Below are 16407 nucleotides of genomic sequence, written 5' to 3'. Positions count from 1 at the left end.
GCCCCTGGTCGGCGGCGGGCGGCGTGTGCCGGTGGGGTCACTGCGGGGGACGGCGCAGGCCGCGTCCGAACCAGCGCATCGCCCGGGGCGCCTGGATCTCGGAGGACTTCACCGCTCCGGGGACGTCGTCGGCGTCGATGACTCCCAGGAGGACGTCCTCGACGACCTGATCCATGGAGGCCAGCAGGAGCCCCGCCGAGGCCTCCTCGCCGGGCTGGCCATTGGTGAAGTGACGGGCGGTGATCGTCCCGGACAGACCGGACTCGATACCGACGTCGGTGGCCAGGTCAGCGGTCATGAGGACGGCGCCGGCCCGGGACAGGCGGGAGAGCTGGGCGGCCAGCTCCGCGGCCTCGGCCGGCTCGGAGTCGGAGCCGCCGAGCAGCTCGGCCACGTCCCAGTCCGAGTGGGCGGAGACGAACTGCTTGACCGCGAAGGCCCCGCTGGAGGAGGGCACCACGGTGCAGTCGAGGTCCAGCAGGGAGCACATTCCGGCCAGACCGTCGGCCCGGTTCAGCGGCGTCATGACGACGGCGACCTTGACCGCCCGGGGAGCCTGGTCCTCGGGCTGATCGGGCACGTAGGAGCTCAGGGATTCGGCCGCGGCGGCGATCTGCGCCTCCTGGGCGTCGGTGAGCCGGGAGCGGTCGGAGTCCTCCGTTGTCTCGTCTCTCCCGTTCAGGGGATGGTAGGTGTTGTGGGGGACGTCGTCGGGCCTGACGTCTGCCGGTCCGCTCTCCCCCGCGGAGCCGGTCGATACGGAGTCCTCCTCCACCGGGGCCTGCCGGCCGGGTTCGCTGCCGGTGGCCTGCTCGGCCCCCAGGTCCTCGGTCGAGAGGTCGTCGGGGATCTCCACGTCGCCCATGAGGGCGGCGAACTCGGCGTCCAGGTCGCGCTGGTGGTCCTGGTGGTCGTCGCGACTCTCGTCGGGTCGGGGGGTCTGGTCCATCACAGGCTTCCCTTCGTCGATGGGATGGTCTCAACACGGGGGTCGTCCTCGACGGCTGCGCGCAGGGCGCGGGCCAGGGCCTTGAACTCGGCCTCGGCGATGTGGTGGGGATCGCGCCCGGACAGGACCCGTACGTGCAGACAGATGCCGGCGTGGTAGGCGATGGCCTCCAGCACGTGGCGCACCATGGAACCGGTGAAGTGACCGCCGATGAGGTGGTGGACGAAGGCCTCGGACTCCCCCTCGTGCACCAGGTAGGGGCGTCCGGAGATGTCGACGACGGCATGAGCCAGAGCCTCGTCCAGGGGAACGCTGGCCTCACCGAAGCGGCGGATGCCGCGCTTGTCCCCCAGGGCGGCGCGCAGGGCCTCACCGATGCAGATGGCGGTGTCCTCCACGGTGTGGTGCACGTCGATCTCGGTGTCACCGGTGGCTCGCACCGTCAGATCGATGAGTGAGTGGCGCCCCAGCGCGGTGAGCATGTGGTCGTAGAAGGGGACAGTGGTGGAGATGTCGGTCTGGCCCGTGCCATCGAGGTTGATCTCGACGACGACGCTCGACTCGCTCGTGGCTCGCTCAATGCGCGCGGTACGGCTCATAAGTGCTTCCTCAGCATCGGGTGTCGTGCTTTTTCAGCACAGTGGTTGATAGGTATCTCAATCGATAGCAACCCTACCGGTCCCAGGCGCCGATCGCTGCCGGCGTCCCTCTCACCTGCCGATGGCTGAGGTCAGGGCGGCGCGCAGGCGTGCCATCTCCTCCGGCGTGCCGATGCTGGCCCGCAGGAAACCCTCGGGGCCGACGACACGGATGAGGACCCCGGCGTCGAGCAGGGCCTGCCAGACGGCCTCGCGGTCGGGGAAGGGGCCGAACAGGACGAAGTTGGCGTCCGATTCGTGCGCGCTCAGGCCCTGGCTGTGCAGCCAGTCCACGAAGGCATCGCGCTCATCGCGCAGGGAGGCCACCTGAGCCATGAGCTCGTCGCGGTGGGACAGGGCGGCCAGGGCGGCGGCCTGAGTGACGGCGGAGAGGTGGTAGGGCAGGCGCACCACGCGCAGGGCGTCTACCAGGGCGCGGTCGGCGGCCAGGTAGCCCAGGCGCAGCCCGGCCGCTCCGAAGGCCTTCGACATGGTGCGGGTGACGGCCAGGTGCGGGTTGTCCGGCCCCACCAGCTCCAGGGCGCTGGGCACGCCCGGGCGGCGGAACTCGGCGTAGGCCTCATCGATGACGACGACACAGTCGCTGGCCCGGGCGGGCGAGCCGATCTCGGCTCCGAGCATGGGGCCGTGGTCGCGGGCGGCCTCAAGGATCCGCGTGATGTCCTCCAGCGGCAGGGCGGTTCCGGTCGGGTTGTTGGGGCTGGCCAGGATGACGACGGCCGGCCGCAGCTCCTTGATCGCGGCCACCGCGGCGTCCGTATCGAGGGTGAAGTCCTTGCGGCGCGGTCGGGTGGCGTAGTCGGTCAGCGTGTCGCGGGCGTACTCGGGGTACATCGAGTACGTGGGGGTGAAGGTCAGGCAGGTACGCCCGGGGCCGCCGAAGGCCTGGAGCACGTGGAGCATGACCTCATTGGAGCCGTTGGCCGCCCAGATCTGCTCAGGGGTCAGGTGCACGCCGGACTCGGCCTCGAGATAGTCCGCGAGCGCGGCCCGCAGCCGGGGGAAGTCCCGCTCCGGGTAGCGGTTGAGTCCCTGGGCGGCCTGAGCCACGGCGGTGGCGATCGACTCGATGACCGCGGCCGAGGGCGGGTAGGGGTTCTCGTTGACGTTCAGTCTCACGGGGACGTCGATCTCGGGGGCCCCGTAGGGGGCCTCGCCCTCCAGGTCCGGTCTCAGGGGCAGGTTCGCGTTCACGCCTGGAGTCTACGGCTCGGTCCGCCCCAGCGGTTGGGCCGCCCATCCGGTGGTGCTGCGGCGCCGAGGGCGGCGGTCGCAGTGTCCTGCTGGCGGTGTTGTCAGTGCGGATCGCTGGTGAGCATGATCTCCTGGTAGTCGAGGCGGTTCAGGGCGTGCTCCAGGGAGTCGGCCGAGTAGAGGCCCTCGTCGCCGGCGTCGAGAAGGGCCTCGCGCTGGGCTCGGATCATGTCCAGGGCGCGTTCTCGCATGGGGGCGAGCTCGTCGTGGCGCCAGGTGGGGTCGGCCCAGGCCTTGGCAACGGCTGCCGGCGAGACGACGACGTCATTGCCCTGCCTGCGTACGAGACCGTGCTGCTCAGTGGTGGGGCTGAGGCTCTCGTTGTTCTCCGGGTCGGGGGCGCCCTGTGAGACCTTGTCCAGGCCGGGAGCGCTCATGGTCGTATGTGTGTGCGAGGCGTCGGGGTCTGCGGCGCCGGTGAGCACTGTGGGGGTGGCCTGTTGGGAGGCACCGTGAGTGTCGACGGAGGCGACGTCACGGGCGGCGTTGACCAGCAGCGAGATGACGGCGGCCTTCTCCTCCTCGTCGGCGGGCCCGGCCATGGCGGGTCTGGCGAGGCGGACCAGGGCGGGCAGCGTGAGTCCTTGGATCGTCAGTGAGCCGGCGGCCACGAGCATGGCCACCAGGAGGAGGAAGGAGTAATGCGGCGCTGTGACCGGCAGGGTCTGAGCGGCTGCCAGGGTGATGGCTCCGCGCATGCCCGCCCAGACGATGACGGCGCCTTCGCGTCTGCCCAGGGGCTCGGCTGCGAAGTAGTCCAGGTCGGCGCCCCGGCGTCTGACCCGGCTGGAGAGGCTGCGTGCGCGCCGAGCGATGCTCTCGTGGTTGGTCGACTGGCGGAGCTTGCGCTGGACCTGTGCGAAGGGGCGACGGTCCCAGGGGACCGGGGGCATCTCGGACTCTCCGCGCACGATGGCCGAGCAGCGGTTCTGGAACTGGTGGATGGCCTCCTCGTTCTCCTGCCAGTGGATAGCCCAGCGCGCGGTCCGGTGGCTGAGGAGTTTGAGCATGGGTGCCACAACCAGCGCCCGGATGACGACGGTCAGCGCCCCGGCAACGACAGCGACCGCGACAGCCCGGACAACACCGAGAGCTGAGGCGCCGACCTTCTCCACGACGCCGAAGAACTCCAGCCCCATGACCAGGAAGATGAGTCCTTCCAGGGTGAGCTCGACGGTGTGCCAGTTGGTACGTGAGGCCACCCGGTGGGCGGGCGGCAGCATCCGGGGACCGCGGTGGCCGGTGATGAGCCCGGCGACGACGGCTGCCACGAGCCCCGAGCCGTGCATGTGCTCGGCCGGGATCGCCGCGAGGAAGGGGACGGTGAAGGACACCACCGTGTCCACGGTGGGGTCGGTGATGTGGGAGCGCACCCGCAGGCTCGCCTCGCCAACGAGCCAGCCCACCCCCAGGGCCACGAGGACCGCCAGGGCGAAACCGCCCAGGACGCCTCCGACACTCACTCCGCCGGAGGTGGCCGCGGAGACGGCGGAGGACAGGACCACCAGTGCGGTGGCGTCGTTGAGCAGTCCCTCCCCCTCCAGGACGGTGATGATGCGTTGGGAGACTCCCAGCCGGCGGGCGATGGAGATGGCCACGGCGTCGGTGGGGCTGAGGATCGCCCCCATGGCGATGGCCCAGGCCAGGGAGAGCCCCGGAACCAGGAGGGTGAGGACCGCGCCGATCACCGCGGCGGACAGGGGCACCAGCAGGATGGCCAGCACCGCCACCGGGGCGAGCTCCCGGCGGAAGTTGATGGTGGAGATGCTCACCGCGGTGGAGAACAGCAGCGGGGGGAGGATCCCCTCCAGGACCACCTGGGGGTCCAGCTCGATCGCCGGGATGAAGGGCAGGAAGCCCACTGCCGTGCCGCCCGCCAGAAGGATCAGCGCTGGGGCGACCCCGATACGGTCGCTGAGCTGAGAGGCCGCCGCGATGGCCAAAGTGCCCAGCACGGCGATGATGAGGAGGTCCATGGGCCAAGACTATCTAGTGCCACCTTGATCGTCCACGCTACCGTGGTTCCGTGACGATCACAGGACCCCAGGATCCCAAGGACTCTGAGCGTTCCGTGCGCCCCGATCGGCTCGACTCGCCCGTGCGTGAGCGGGCCGAGGCCGTCCTGCGCGAGCTCGTGGGCCGCAGCGACGCGCGCCTGCGTGAGGACCAGTGGCGGGCGATCGAGGCGCTGGTCATCGCACGCCGCCGAGCCCTGGTGGTCCAGCGCACCGGGTGGGGGAAGTCGGCGGTGTACTTCGTGGCGACGGTCCTGCTGCGAGAGGGCTGGGGAGGCTGGAGCCCGGGCACCCCACTGCCATCCCCCGGTGCGCGCACCGGTACCGGGGCGAGCGTCATCATCTCGCCGCTGCTGGCCCTCATGCGCGACCAAGTGGCCGCCGCTGCAAGCCGCGCCGGGATCCGGGCCGTGACCATGAACTCGGCCAATGTCACCCAGTGGGAGGAGATTCAGGCTCAGGTGGCCGCTGGTGAGGTCGATGTCCTGCTGGTCTCCCCGGAGCGCCTCAACAACCCGGTCTTCCGCGATGAGATCCTCCCCCACCTGGCTGCGAGCGCCGCACTGGTGGTCATCGACGAGGCCCACTGCATCTCGGACTGGGGCCACGACTTCCGCCCCGACTACCGGCGCATCGCCACCCTGCTGGCGGGACTGCCGCCGCGCACCCCGGTCCTGGCCACGACGGCGACCGCGAACCGCCGGGTCAGTGCCGACGTCGCCGAGCAGCTGGGGGCATCCCTGGAGTCGGGTGGGGCGGGCGGCGAGCAGGTCCTGGTGCTGCGGGGGACCCTGGAGCGTGGCTCTCTCCACCTGGGGGTCAGGATGCTGCCTGATGCCGCCTCCCGCCTGGCCTGGCTGGCCGCCTACATCGGTGGCACTCCCGGCAGCGGCATCGTCTACTGTCTGACGGTCTCGGCGGCGATGGAGGTCGCCGAGCACCTGCGCACAGCCGGTGTGGAGGTGGCCGCCTACACGGGGCAGACCGACGCCGCTGAGCGCGAGCGCCTGGAGGAGGACCTCAAGGCCAACCGGGTCAGGGCGCTGGTGGCCACCTCCGCTCTGGGCATGGGCTTCGACAAGCCGGACCTGGCCTTCGTGGTGCACGTGGGGGCCCCGTCCTCGCCGGTGAGCTACTACCAGCAGGTGGGTCGCGCCGGTCGTGGTGTGGAGCGGGCTGAGGTGGTCCTGCTGCCCGGCCCGGAGGACCGGGCCATCTGGGAGTGGTTCGGATCGCAGGGCTTCCCACCCGAGGAGCAGGTTCGCGTGGTCCTGGACACCTTGGAGGAGCGCAGGGCCGCGGGCGACGGAGCTGCGTCCACGGCGGTGCTGGAGACGGTGACCTCGTTGCGACGCAGCCGGCTGGAGTCCATGCTCAAGGTCCTTGACGTTGACGGCGCCGTGCGCCGGGTTCGTGGCGGTTGGGAGTCCACTGGCCGCCCCTGGTGCTATGACGCCGAGCGTTATGCGCGAGTCGAGGCCGCGCGCCGCGCCGAGCAGGAGGCGATGCTCACCTATGAGCGTCTCGGTACTGAGCCCTCCCCATATCAGGGCTCATCCTCCTGCCGGATGGCCTTCTTAAGGTCGGTGCTCGATGACCCCCTGCTTGAGCCGGGATGGCGCTGCGGCGCCTGCGACCTGTGCGGGGGCCTGGACCTGCTTGACGCCCCCGACCGGGAACAGGTCGGTGCCGCCCGACAGACGCTGGGGCGCGCAGGGGTCGAGTTGCGGGCGCGCCGCCAGTGGCCCACCGGGATGGATCGGCTGGGCCTGGGCCACCTCAAGGGCCGCATCAGAGCCGACCGGCAGGCGGCGACCGGGTTGGCGGTGGGCAGGCTGGACGGATTGGGAACCTCGGTGGCGCTGCGCGAGCTGGTGGGCTCCGGCGCTGACGGCGAGGTCCCGGTGGCGATCAGGCCGCAGGTGCTTGCGGCGGTGGATCGGCTCGCTGAGCTCATCCGCGGTGAGCAGGAAGCCGCCGGGCAGGGCCGTCCGAGCAGGCCGCTGGCCGTCGTCGTCGTGGACTCCCGCACCCGCCCCCACATGGTTCGCCGGCTGGGGCACGCCGTAGCCGTACAGCTGGGAGCACAGCCCTTGGGCGTCGTGGGTCTGGGCAGTCAGGAGCCGCCGCAGCACGATGTGGGCTCTGCGTTTCGTCTGGCACAGGTGGCCCGCAGCCTGACGCTGCGGGGCTGGTCCGCCCAAACGCTCGACGAGCTGCGCGAGCGCGTCGTGGTCCTCGTGGACGACTGGAGTGACTCCGGCTGGACGCTCACAGTGGCGGCCTCCCTCCTGCGCGAGGCGGGGGCGGAGGCGGTCCACCCCTTCGTCCTGGCACAGAAGTAGGGGCCGGTGGGCACTGCCTGACCAGGCGTTGCCCACCGGCCCCGTGTCCTAGAAGCCAGTGGACACTGCGGCCAGCGCTGGAGCCACCTGGCCCCCCGGGGTTCCGATCTGGTCCTCGAGGTAGTACCACCAGAAGGGGGCTCCCCAGGCGTCGGACCGTCCCAACGCTGCGCCGGTGACATGCTCAGCGACGGCGGTGCGGGCCGCCACGGGGTCGGAGGCCGAGCCGAACCACCAGGGACCGGTATTGAGGTCTGCACCCCCGTACCCGAGCTCGGTCACGGCGATCCGGGAGGAGGCGAAGGCGGTCTCCAGGGTACTGAGGACTCGGTCAGCGGCTGTTCCCAGCGGATGGAGCTGGGGGTAGACGGACAGTCCCACGACGTCGATCAGTTCCCTGATCGACGCAGGGATCTCCCTGGCGGCATAGCTGAACAGGGAGTACGTCGGGTCCGCCTGCCCGAGCTGGTAGTACAGGGTCAGCACGGTCGTGGCACTGGTGCGCTCGCGCACGGCCTTGGCCGCTCGCTGGACCTTGGCCACCGGCCCGGCGCCCAGCCAGTCCCCGCCGATCTCGTTGCCGACCTCCCAGGCGTCGACATTGGGAAGCGCCTTGATCAGGGTAGCGACCCGCGTGTCCCAGGCGGAGTCGGTCAGGGCGACCATGTCGTGGGAGTCGCAGATCTGGGCCAGGGCCTGACCGCCCTGCGCGTGCAGGGCCTCCACCGTGCTGCGCCATCCGGCCATCTCCTCGGCGTCATTGGGGTCACTGATCACGAGACGAGCCGACACCTTCCGCTTGCCGCCCCCGGGACCACTGGGGGCCAGCGCGGCGGTGACCTCCGCGGACGTGGGCACCCGAGTGAAGGTCACCCCGATGACGGCGTCCTGCGGCGCCTGAGCGGCCAGTGCCCGGTCCAGGGAGAGCTGGGCCCCTGCGGCCGAGTCCAGGGCGGAGTTCGCCAGGCGGCCCCGCTCGGTCCAGGCCTGGGCCTTGGAGCAGGCATCCAGGGACTGCTGGGCGGATGCCCGCAGCTTCACCGCCTCGTCAGCCCCCTTGTACCCCTTCGCGGTGGCCTGCGCGAGGCGCTCGGCCTGCCGCCCGTGAAGGGTTCGGGCCGCCAGCTCCAGGAGATCGTGCTCGCCGGAGGACGGTAGATCCGCCATGAGTGCCGAGTACCCATGACTGGTCGGCCACGACATGGTCAGAGTGCACTCGCGTCCGGTAGGCACATCAATGCCGATGACGCCGCCTTCATCCTGGTAGAGGGGACCGACGGCGATGACCTCCAGGGTCTTGGCATCCAGGAGCGCGTCGTCATAACCGACCTCGCCCTTGCCGTTGGACTGAATGCGTCGCAGCGCCTCGAGGTTGAGGGCGTTGCCCTGAGCATCACTGATGTGAAGGCTCAGGTGCGTGGTCGCCCCGTCCCCCATGGCCGGCGGAGTCACGTTCGCGTGCCCGCAGGAGGACACTGCCGCTCCCAGAACGCCAGTGCCCAGGAGCGCCAGCACCCTTCTGCGGTTGGTCTCACATGTCATGGGAGCAGTATTCCAGTCTTATGAGAGATATTCCGACCGAACGGTCTCATGTCTGTCACTCTGATGCCGCTAAGTCTCACAGTCGACACTGTGGTCATTTCAGCTCCGAGGCCGGCACGAAGGTGTACCCCTCGGCCTTGATGCCGGCGACGATCTTCTTCAGCTCGGGCAGCGGGTAGTAGGGGTGGAAGAAGAAGCTGGCGGTGGCGTGAGTGTTGACCAGGTTGAGCTTGGCCGCGTCGATGACCTCCTGAGCCAGGCGCGGCGGGTGCTGGTTGATCTCGTTGGGCTCGAAGTTGCCCAGGTTCTCAGGCAGGACGTGGGTCCCGTAGGGGTCGTTGACCGCGTAGGGGAAGAACTGCCCGTAGTAGTCATGGGGGCCGGCCTGGGTGTTGGTCAGGGTGCCGGCATAGAGGAGCTCACGCTCGTAACGCACCGAGTAGTGCTCCCCGATGCCGTAGTAGGCCTCACGGGTGGCCGAGTAGTGCGGAGTCTCGAAGATCTCCGGAGTCGGCAGGTCGACCTCCCCGAAGATCTGGCGTCCCTGATCCACGCGCTCGGAAGCCCATTCCTGGGAGGTGCCCGGCAGGGTGCCTCCGATCTGCACGAAGGACTTGTCCTGGCAGTCGATGGGTGGGGCCTTGGTGTCGTTGGTGGCCGAGCACCACGAGCGGATGAACTCGAAGTCGTCGGCGGAGACGGCGTTGTAGGGGTTGTCCAGGGTCCCGAACTGGTGGGTGGTGCCGTGCTGAACGATCGTTCCGCCCTTGTTCACCGCATCCTGCAGGACTTCCACCAGCTCCGGAGCGTCCTCCAGAGTGAGCTCCTTGGGTGTCCCGTTGTTCTCAGTGCCCTTGGGGTCGATGTACTTGGGCACCACCGCCATCTGGAAGGGCACGTTCTGACTGTGGAGGTAGTCGACGATCGCCTGCAGCTCCTCGGGGTCGCTGTCCGGGGTCACGTCCTCCAGACGCACAGCGGCCTGTCGGAACTGCTGGGCACCGGGCTGGAGGAAGTCCAGGAGGATGTCGGCAGCCGCGATGTACCGGTCCTGCTCACCCAGGTAGGTCAGCGGAATCTCACCGATGAAGGTCATTCCCGAGGAGCTGACCGCCCAGGGGAAGGAGGTAGTGCCGGACTGTGCGACGGAGGCGCACGCGGTGGCCGCACCGTCGGGCTTGGAGCACTCAGCACGCCCCAGGACCTTGACGTCCTTCTCGCGGGTGATGTGCGGAGCGATGATGCCACCGGAGTTGAGCTCGTTGCGCTTCAAGGAGGCGCCGTTGTAGCTGATCTTGGTGACCCGGTCGGCGGAATCGATGTAGGAGGTGGCCGCGTCCCAGCCGTAGCGCTGGGTGAAGGCGGCGCGGTCGGCGTCGGTCTTGGCCAGCTGCCAGATGTTGAAGCCGGACCACATGACGGGGATGTTGCCGGTCAGGGCATCGTCGATGAAGGCCCGCGGCAGGGGCTCGTCGTAGGTGGAGCCGATGTAGACCACGTTGGTGAAGCGACCGGCCAGGCCGGCGACGTAGTCCTTGACCGGGAGGGTCGTCACGGTCCCGGAGTGGCTGGCAAGGGTGCCCATGCTCAGGGCGTAGTACTCCCCCAGCTTGGCGTAGTCACCCGTGGTGTCGAACAGGACCAGGGTCGATGCCGGTCCCGCCTCCTGGTTGGAGAAGGTCACCGCACCGGCAGGAACCTCGGGGGCGTTCTGCTTCAGGTCACGGATCTTGACCTGCCCGGCGGCGGGGGCGGGCTTGTTGAGATCCACGTCGGCCTGCTTGTCTCCCTTGAGGGGGAGCTCTTTCTTGGCCGCGGCGGCGGGCTCGGGCGGAGCCGGAAGCGGCTTCTTGGCCGGGTCGGCGTCATTGGCCTGGGCCCCGCCGGCCGGGTTGGCCGCGGCGGCCTGGGCAGCGATCGGAGGCTGCGCGTCGGGGGCGGGTGCGGCCTGAGCAGGGCCGACGGCGGTGATGGAGCTGCCCAGGCACACCGCGATGGCGGCCAGCGCACAGCGGCGGCGTCGTGAGGACGCAAGGGTTGGGAGACTCATGAACACTCCTTCGATGAGGTGGGAACGGGTTCAAACTCGGGAAGGGGAACACCGCGGCCGAACAGGGCGGCGGTGGCGGCCAGGATGCGCTTGCTCGCGTGTCCGTCGCCGTAGGGGTTTGCGGCCTGGGCCATGGTCGTGTAGGCCGCCTCGTCGGTCAGCAGCGTGGAGACCCTCTCGACGATGCGCTCCTCGTCGGTTCCGACCAGCTCGGCAACCCCGAAGGCGACCGCCTCAGGACGCTCGGTGTTGTCCCTCATGACCAGGACAGGCTTGGACAGCGCGGGGGCCTCCTCCTGGACGCCGCCGGAGTCGGTGAGCACGACGTCGCAGCGGTCGATGAGTGCGCAGAAGGCGCCGTACTCCAGCGGGTCGCACCAGATGACGTTGGCGTGGCCCTCGATCTGCGGCAGGAGGTCCTCTCGAACCTTGGGGTTGCGGTGAACCGGCAGCACGAAGAGCACCTCGGGGTGCTTGCCGGCCAGGCGCGCGACGGCGCGGCCGATGGCCCGCATCGGCTCGCCCCAGGACTCACGGCGGTGGGCGGTGACGAGCACGACTCGCCGAGAGGCGTCCTTCAGTGCTGCGGCCAGCTCCTCATCCGGTGGCGGGACCCGACGGTCCACGGCGACCAGGAGCGCGTCGATGACCGTGTTGCCCGTGACACTGACGGTCTGCGGGTCGGTGTTCTCGCGCAGCAGGTTGTCCCGACTGGTGGTGGTGGGGCATAGGTGCAGGGTGGTCACCTGGCTGATGAGCCGCCGGTTGGCCTCCTCGGGGAAGGGCGAGGAGATGTCCCCGGTGCGCAGACCGGCCTCGACGTGGAGGACGGGTACCTCGTGGTAGAAAGCCGCCAGCGCAGCGGCGAAGGCGGAGGTGGTGTCCCCCTGGACGACGACGGCGTCGGGCCGGTGGGCCTCAATGGCCCGCCCCACCCCTTGCAGGCAGCGGTTGGTGATCTGGGTGAGGGTCTGTCCCGGTGAGTGGATGTCGAGGTCATCGTCGGGCACGATGCCGAAGAACTCGTGCACCTGGTCGAGCATCTCACGGTGCTGTCCGGTGACGACGACGATCGGATTGAAACGCTCGTCGTCGCGCATGGCGGCCACCAGGGGGGCGAGCTTGATCGCCTCCGGGCGGGTGCCGTAGACGAGCATGACCCTCAGGGGGCGGCCCGTTTGCGTGGAGTCGGTTGTCATGGGGATTCTCCTGGTCGTGTGTCGGGAATGGGACGAGGCGGGCCTCAGCGGTGGTTGCGTCCGGCGACGTCGTGGAGGGCAGGTTCTACTTGTCCTCGGTGATCGGGGTGAAGGTGACGTCGGAGTCCTCGCAGTAGGCCGCCACGGTGCCGGAGCGGTAGGGGGACTGCTTGTCGGTGACGGTTCCGAGCTCCTGCCCGTCCACGGTGATGGTGAAGGTGGCCTCTGACGATGAGGTGGTATCAATGGTGACGGTGACGTCATGGCTCTCACCGGGTGGGTAGACGGGCGTGTTGCCCGATGACAGGAATCGCTGATACCCCGGGTAGGCGGTGTCCTGCTTGGAGACCTCCCATCCGTTGGGCTTGAGAGCAAGGGCGTAGAAGTGGTTGTTGTCGGTGTAGTTCCACAGGAGCCAGGCGACCTCCCACGCGTTGGGCTCGCCGTCCTCTCGCAGCTGCTTGACAGTGGTCATCGTGGTGTGGATGGTCTGCACGCCTCCCGCTTCGATCTCGACCGTGGTGGAGGTGGCCAGACCGGCGTGGGTCGTGTCCGAGGAGTTGGCCGACGTCGGCTTGAGGCGCAGCAGGCCCTCAGAGCACGAGGCCTCGCCATAACCGTCGAAGATGATCTCCCACTGGGAGCAGTCCGGGGTCTCTGTTGCCTCTCGGGCGTGGCAGTACACGGTGACTCCTAGAACCAGTGCCAAGACGCAGACCGTCAGAAGGGCGCGACGCAAGATTCTGCCGCGACGCGATCCGTCGACGGCTCCTGCGTGCTGAGGTGCGTTGGCAGCTGTCATCTCGTCTCCTCATTGGTCATGCTGCTGGATGTCGGACGGGGTCGTCGCACGATCACGGCGGTGGGGTTCAGCAACGGGCGGGTCGGCACAGCCGGGGCGGCTGGGACGGCACTGCCCGGACGTGCGTCCTGGGAGGCCGCGAGAGGCTCCACCCTCGCTGACTTACTGGGCGGCCGCTGCTTGCTCGGCAGAGGCGAGCCCATGGATGCTGACCCGTTGGAGCCGGTAGCCGATCTGCTGGACACGCTCTGCGCCCCTTGATCCGGCTCCGCCTCCCGAGCGGTCTTGGCCCACCCGGTGCGTCCGGTCAGCTCGCGGGCGAGTGCTCGCCAGCCGTAGAGACTAGGGAGAAGGCCGTAGAGCACGAACAGGTGTGCATAGCCCACGGCCTTGAGCAGGTTCAGACCCTCGCTGCGCTCGATGCGCCAGTAGATCCAGGCATAGATGAGTGCCGGACCGAAGGCGATGACGTAGGCCCCCACGAGCCACGCCCACGACTGTTCCCATCTCAGGACCGCGGCCACACCTGCGGTCACCATGGTGATGAGGAAGGACAGAGTCAGCAGAGAGCCGGTCAAGAGCAGATAGGGCGTGAGAATCTGCCAGAGCGTGTCGGCCCGCCCCAGGCCACGCTGCTCACGGGCCACGGAGCGCAGCAGGTGCAGAGCCTGGAGGTTGCCCTGGAACCAGCGGGTGCGCTGACGCAGGAGGCGGCGCATGCTGGTGACGCCCTGCTGGTGAACAGAGGCCGCGGGCCAGAACTCGTTGGTCCAGCTGGTGGCGTTGAGCCGGATCCCCAGGTCAAAGTCCTCGGTCAGCGAGCGGGTCCAGGGCCGGGGCCCCAGGGCATCGAGGGCGCTGAGGCGGACGAACTGGGCGTTGCCGCCCATACCGACGCTGCGGACTCGGCGCCGTCCTCGCTGGAAGACCTCGGTGAAGATCACGAACTCCATGTCCTGCATGCGAGCGAGCAGGGAACCGAAGCGGTTGTTGATGCGCACCCCCATCTGGACGGCGCCGACCTCCTGCGGGGCGAAGGCCTTGCGTACCTCCCCGATGGCGTGGGGGTCGAGCCTGCCGTCGGCGTCCATGACTCCGACGACAACTCGCGAGGAGGACACCGTGGTGCATTGGGAGCGCACGATCGATAGCGCGTCGTTAAGGGCCTCCCCCTTGCCCAGGCGGGCGTGGGGAGGGCGACGGCGGACCACCTCAACACGACCGTCGCCTGCTTGGGCGGCCACTTGGGCGGTGTCGTCGTCGGAGCCGTCGTCAATGACCATGATGCGCAGGCCCGGGTCCGGGATGGAGGTGAGCCGTCTGACGCTGGCGCCGATGACCGCCGCCTCGTTGAGGCAGGGCATGAGGATGACGACGAGCAGAGGTGCATCGGGGTGCGAGGGACCGCCGTGCCGCGGGGCACCCCGGGAGGCGATGAGCATGAAGAAGGTGTAGGCCAGCGCGACTGCGATCATCCCCAGGGCACCCCACCAACCGATACGGTCGAGCATTCCCAGGGGGCTTGAGGAATCGAAGCTCACAGGTGGGAAAGGGGTCTGCGTGCTCATCACGCTCGCAGACTCATCAGACCGCTGCGCTGCTGGACGTGACGCCCGGCGCTGCGCCTGGGGTGCGGGAGCAGGGCACGGACCGCGCCGTACAGATTGGTCAGCAGGAAGAAGGCCAGGATGGCGACAAACACCAGGCCGGCGCAGTCAATGAGGAAACGGGCGACGAGAGCGGGAAGGGAACCTGCCGGGGCTACATACCACACGACGAACAGTCCGGTTCCGGCGGCGAATGGGGAGTAGTGCATGAGGCCATCCATCTGGATCCAAGGGGTAGGGCCGGCACCGACCGTCAACACCGCACGTGCGAGCAACTCCAGTCGGCACCAACGCCTCGGTGCGGCGCGCCCGGGGATGACGGGATGTGGGAACTCAGCCCGTCGGGCACGGCGCACCGTGCGTCACACCAAATATAACAATCGAGTAACGGTTTGCAACACTGTGTTATTCGACCACACAGTATGCACTCTCTTGGAGATGCCTCACAAGACTCGAAAGTGGCAGGATTCCGCCACTTAAACCGTCAATGAATCTCGGGCTCGCGTCACCACCCAGCCTCCTGACGCATCAGGAGATGGTCACGACCAGGTAACAGGACCGTCTCATCAGACCTGTTCAGCAGCTTTTTTCACTGCCTCGGGAGCGGGCCGCCTCTCCGTGGGCCGGCAGATCCTCACAGCTCGCCAGGACCTCCAGCGCAGGTGTCATGGCCTCCAGGGCGCTCGCACTGTACTCGATGAGCTGCACCGGTTTGAGGAAGGCCATCACGCTCAGTCCCGACGCGAACCGCGCGGTTCCGCCGGTGGGAAGGACATGGTTGGAGCCGGCCAGGTAGTCGCCCAGAGGTACAGGACTGTAGGGCCCGATGAAGATGGCGCCGGCGTTGCGGATCCGCCGCGCGACCTGTGGGGCATCAGAGGTATGGATCTCCAGGTGCTCGGCTGCGTAGGCGTTGGCGACCTCAATGGCCTGCGCGAGGTCTCGCACCAGGACAGTTCCCGACTGCGGTCCGCTCAGTGCGGTCGTCGCCCGCTCCCGGTGCCGGGTCACGCTGAGTCGACGCTCGAGCGCCGCATCGACGGCGTCGGCCAGCTGCGGGGAGTCGGTGATGAGGACACTGCCGGCATGGGGATCGTGCTCCGCCTGGGAGAGCAGGTCGGCGGCCACGTACTCGGGGTCGGCCCCGGCATCGGCCAGGACGGCGATCTCGGTGGGCCCCGCTTCGGCGTCGATGCCGACCGTCCCCATAACGGCTCGCTTAGCGGCCGCCACGTAGACGTTGCCGGGACCGGTGATGACGTCCACGCCCCGACACAGGACCTCTCCCCCGGCATCCGCCCGATCAGTATCGTCCTGGGCGTCGGCGCCGTAGGCGAGCATCGCGATGGCCTGGGCACCGCCGACGGCGTAGACCTCGCTGATTCCCAGCAGTGCGCATGCCGCCAGGATCGTGGGGTGGGGCAGACCGGCGAACTCGGCCTGCGGCGGACTTGCCAGGGCGATCTGCTCGACGCCGGCGACCTGAGCGGCCACCGCGTTCATCACCACGCTGGAGGGGTAGACGGCCAGCCCTCCGGGAACGTAGAGCCCGACCCGTTCCACAGGGATCCATCGCTGGGTGACACACCCTCCGGGAACCACCTCCGTGGTGCGCTCAGCAGGCACCTGGGCGGCGTGCCCGGCCCGGTTGTGGGCGATCGACAGCTCCAGGGCCTCGCGTACCGAGGGGTCCAGATCCTCGAGCGCCTGGGCGATCGCGGCAGCGGGCACACGCAGGTGGACGGGTCGCACGCCGTCGAAGCGCTCGGCGGCATCGCGCAGGGCGGCCGCGCCACGGGAGCGGACGTCCTCGATCAGCGGAGCCACGGCGGCCTGGGCGGCGGTGACGTCAAGGGTCGCCCGGGGCAGGGCCTGTGCCAGCTGGCGTGCGGAGAGTCGGGTGCTGCGCAGATCGGTACGGGTGAGCATGCCGCAAGCCTACCGGCCACGCGCGGGGCGGCCCGGGAGAGCACATCGTCTCTCCC

12 protein-coding genes are annotated in these 16407 nt (G+C 69.0%); 1 reads left to right on the top strand and 11 read right to left on the bottom strand.

Annotation, left to right across the window (positions count from 1 at the left end; translation table 11 throughout):
* Window positions 1-37 precede the first annotated feature (37 nt).
* The 4 genes from AXE84_RS09765 to AXE84_RS09750 form a co-directional block, all read right to left on the bottom strand.
* On the bottom strand, window positions 38-949 hold the full coding sequence (locus AXE84_RS09765; protein ID WP_208854553.1) for a hypothetical protein: 912 nt from the start codon (window positions 947-949) through the stop codon (window positions 38-40).
* Complete coding sequence (gene hisB, locus AXE84_RS09760; RefSeq protein WP_060957738.1) at window positions 949-1548, bottom strand: imidazoleglycerol-phosphate dehydratase HisB; 600 nt, start codon at window positions 1546-1548, stop codon at window positions 949-951. Before hisB ends, AXE84_RS09765 begins: the two co-directional genes overlap by 1 nt.
* Before the next feature lie 111 nt (window positions 1549-1659).
* Window positions 1660-2802, bottom strand: coding sequence for a histidinol-phosphate transaminase (locus AXE84_RS09755; RefSeq protein WP_060957737.1), 1143 nt, complete (start codon window positions 2800-2802; stop codon window positions 1660-1662).
* Window positions 2803-2903: 101 nt separating this feature from the next.
* Window positions 2904-4838, bottom strand: coding sequence for a cation:proton antiporter (locus AXE84_RS09750; RefSeq protein WP_060957736.1), 1935 nt, complete (start codon window positions 4836-4838; stop codon window positions 2904-2906).
* A 50-nt stretch (window positions 4839-4888) separates the two neighbouring features.
* Here AXE84_RS09750 and AXE84_RS09745 point away from each other — a divergent pair, with 50 nt between their 5' ends.
* Complete coding sequence (locus AXE84_RS09745) at window positions 4889-7222, top strand: RecQ family ATP-dependent DNA helicase (RefSeq protein WP_060957735.1); 2334 nt, start codon at window positions 4889-4891, stop codon at window positions 7220-7222.
* Between the two features lie 48 nt (window positions 7223-7270).
* On the opposite strand, the gene AXE84_RS09740 is transcribed toward AXE84_RS09745, so the two are convergent.
* From AXE84_RS09740 to hisD, 7 genes are all read right to left on the bottom strand, one after another.
* Window positions 7271-8764, bottom strand: coding sequence for a hypothetical protein (locus AXE84_RS09740; protein ID WP_060957734.1), 1494 nt, complete (start codon window positions 8762-8764; stop codon window positions 7271-7273).
* A 94-nt stretch (window positions 8765-8858) separates the two neighbouring features.
* Entirely contained in the window at window positions 8859-10814 is a 1956-nt protein-coding gene (locus AXE84_RS09735) for a DUF2334 domain-containing protein (protein ID WP_060957733.1), read from the bottom strand.
* Window positions 10811-12013 (bottom strand): non-hydrolyzing UDP-N-acetylglucosamine 2-epimerase, encoded by a 1203-nt coding sequence (gene wecB, locus AXE84_RS09730; RefSeq protein WP_060957732.1) that lies wholly within the window; start codon window positions 12011-12013, stop codon window positions 10811-10813. The genes AXE84_RS09735 and wecB overlap by 4 nt, the downstream gene beginning before the upstream one ends.
* An 85-nt stretch (window positions 12014-12098) precedes the next feature.
* Complete coding sequence (locus AXE84_RS09725; protein ID WP_010613690.1) at window positions 12099-12815, bottom strand: hypothetical protein; 717 nt, start codon at window positions 12813-12815, stop codon at window positions 12099-12101.
* Entirely contained in the window at window positions 12812-14383 is a 1572-nt protein-coding gene (locus AXE84_RS09720) for a glycosyltransferase family 2 protein (protein WP_060957731.1), read from the bottom strand. Before AXE84_RS09720 ends, AXE84_RS09725 begins: the two co-directional genes overlap by 4 nt.
* Entirely contained in the window at window positions 14383-14631 is a 249-nt protein-coding gene (locus tag AXE84_RS09715; RefSeq protein WP_236750048.1) for a hypothetical protein, read from the bottom strand. Before AXE84_RS09715 ends, AXE84_RS09720 begins: the two co-directional genes overlap by 1 nt.
* A gap of 367 nt (window positions 14632-14998) precedes the next feature.
* On the bottom strand, window positions 14999-16351 hold the full coding sequence (gene hisD, locus AXE84_RS09710) for a histidinol dehydrogenase (protein WP_060957729.1): 1353 nt from the start codon (window positions 16349-16351) through the stop codon (window positions 14999-15001).
* Between the last annotated feature and the right edge of the window lie 56 nt (window positions 16352-16407).

Source organism: Actinomyces oris, assembly GCF_001553935.1.
In the GTDB taxonomy this organism is placed as follows: Bacteria; Actinomycetota; Actinomycetes; order Actinomycetales; family Actinomycetaceae; genus Actinomyces; species Actinomyces oris_A.
This window is presented reverse-complemented; position numbering and strand designations above follow the sequence as displayed.

Coding starts and splice junctions, on each gene's coding strand:
- AXE84_RS09765 (WP_208854553.1), bottom strand. CDS start 949: ATGGACCAGACCCCCCGACCCGACGAGAGTCGCGACGACCACCAGGAC.
- hisB (WP_060957738.1), bottom strand. CDS start 1,548: ATGAGCCGTACCGCGCGCATTGAGCGAGCCACGAGCGAGTCGAGCGTC.
- AXE84_RS09750 (WP_060957736.1), bottom strand. CDS start 4,838: ATGGACCTCCTCATCATCGCCGTGCTGGGCACTTTGGCCATCGCGGCG.
- AXE84_RS09740 (WP_060957734.1), bottom strand. CDS start 8,764: ATGACATGTGAGACCAACCGCAGAAGGGTGCTGGCGCTCCTGGGCACT.
- AXE84_RS09735 (WP_060957733.1), bottom strand. CDS start 10,814: ATGAGTCTCCCAACCCTTGCGTCCTCACGACGCCGCCGCTGTGCGCTG.
- wecB (WP_060957732.1), bottom strand. CDS start 12,013: ATGACAACCGACTCCACGCAAACGGGCCGCCCCCTGAGGGTCATGCTC.
- AXE84_RS09725 (WP_010613690.1), bottom strand. CDS start 12,815: ATGACAGCTGCCAACGCACCTCAGCACGCAGGAGCCGTCGACGGATCG.
- AXE84_RS09720 (WP_060957731.1), bottom strand. CDS start 14,383: ATGAGCACGCAGACCCCTTTCCCACCTGTGAGCTTCGATTCCTCAAGC.
- AXE84_RS09715 (WP_236750048.1), bottom strand. CDS start 14,631: ATGCACTACTCCCCATTCGCCGCCGGAACCGGACTGTTCGTCGTGTGG.
- hisD (WP_060957729.1), bottom strand. CDS start 16,351: ATGCTCACCCGTACCGATCTGCGCAGCACCCGACTCTCCGCACGCCAG.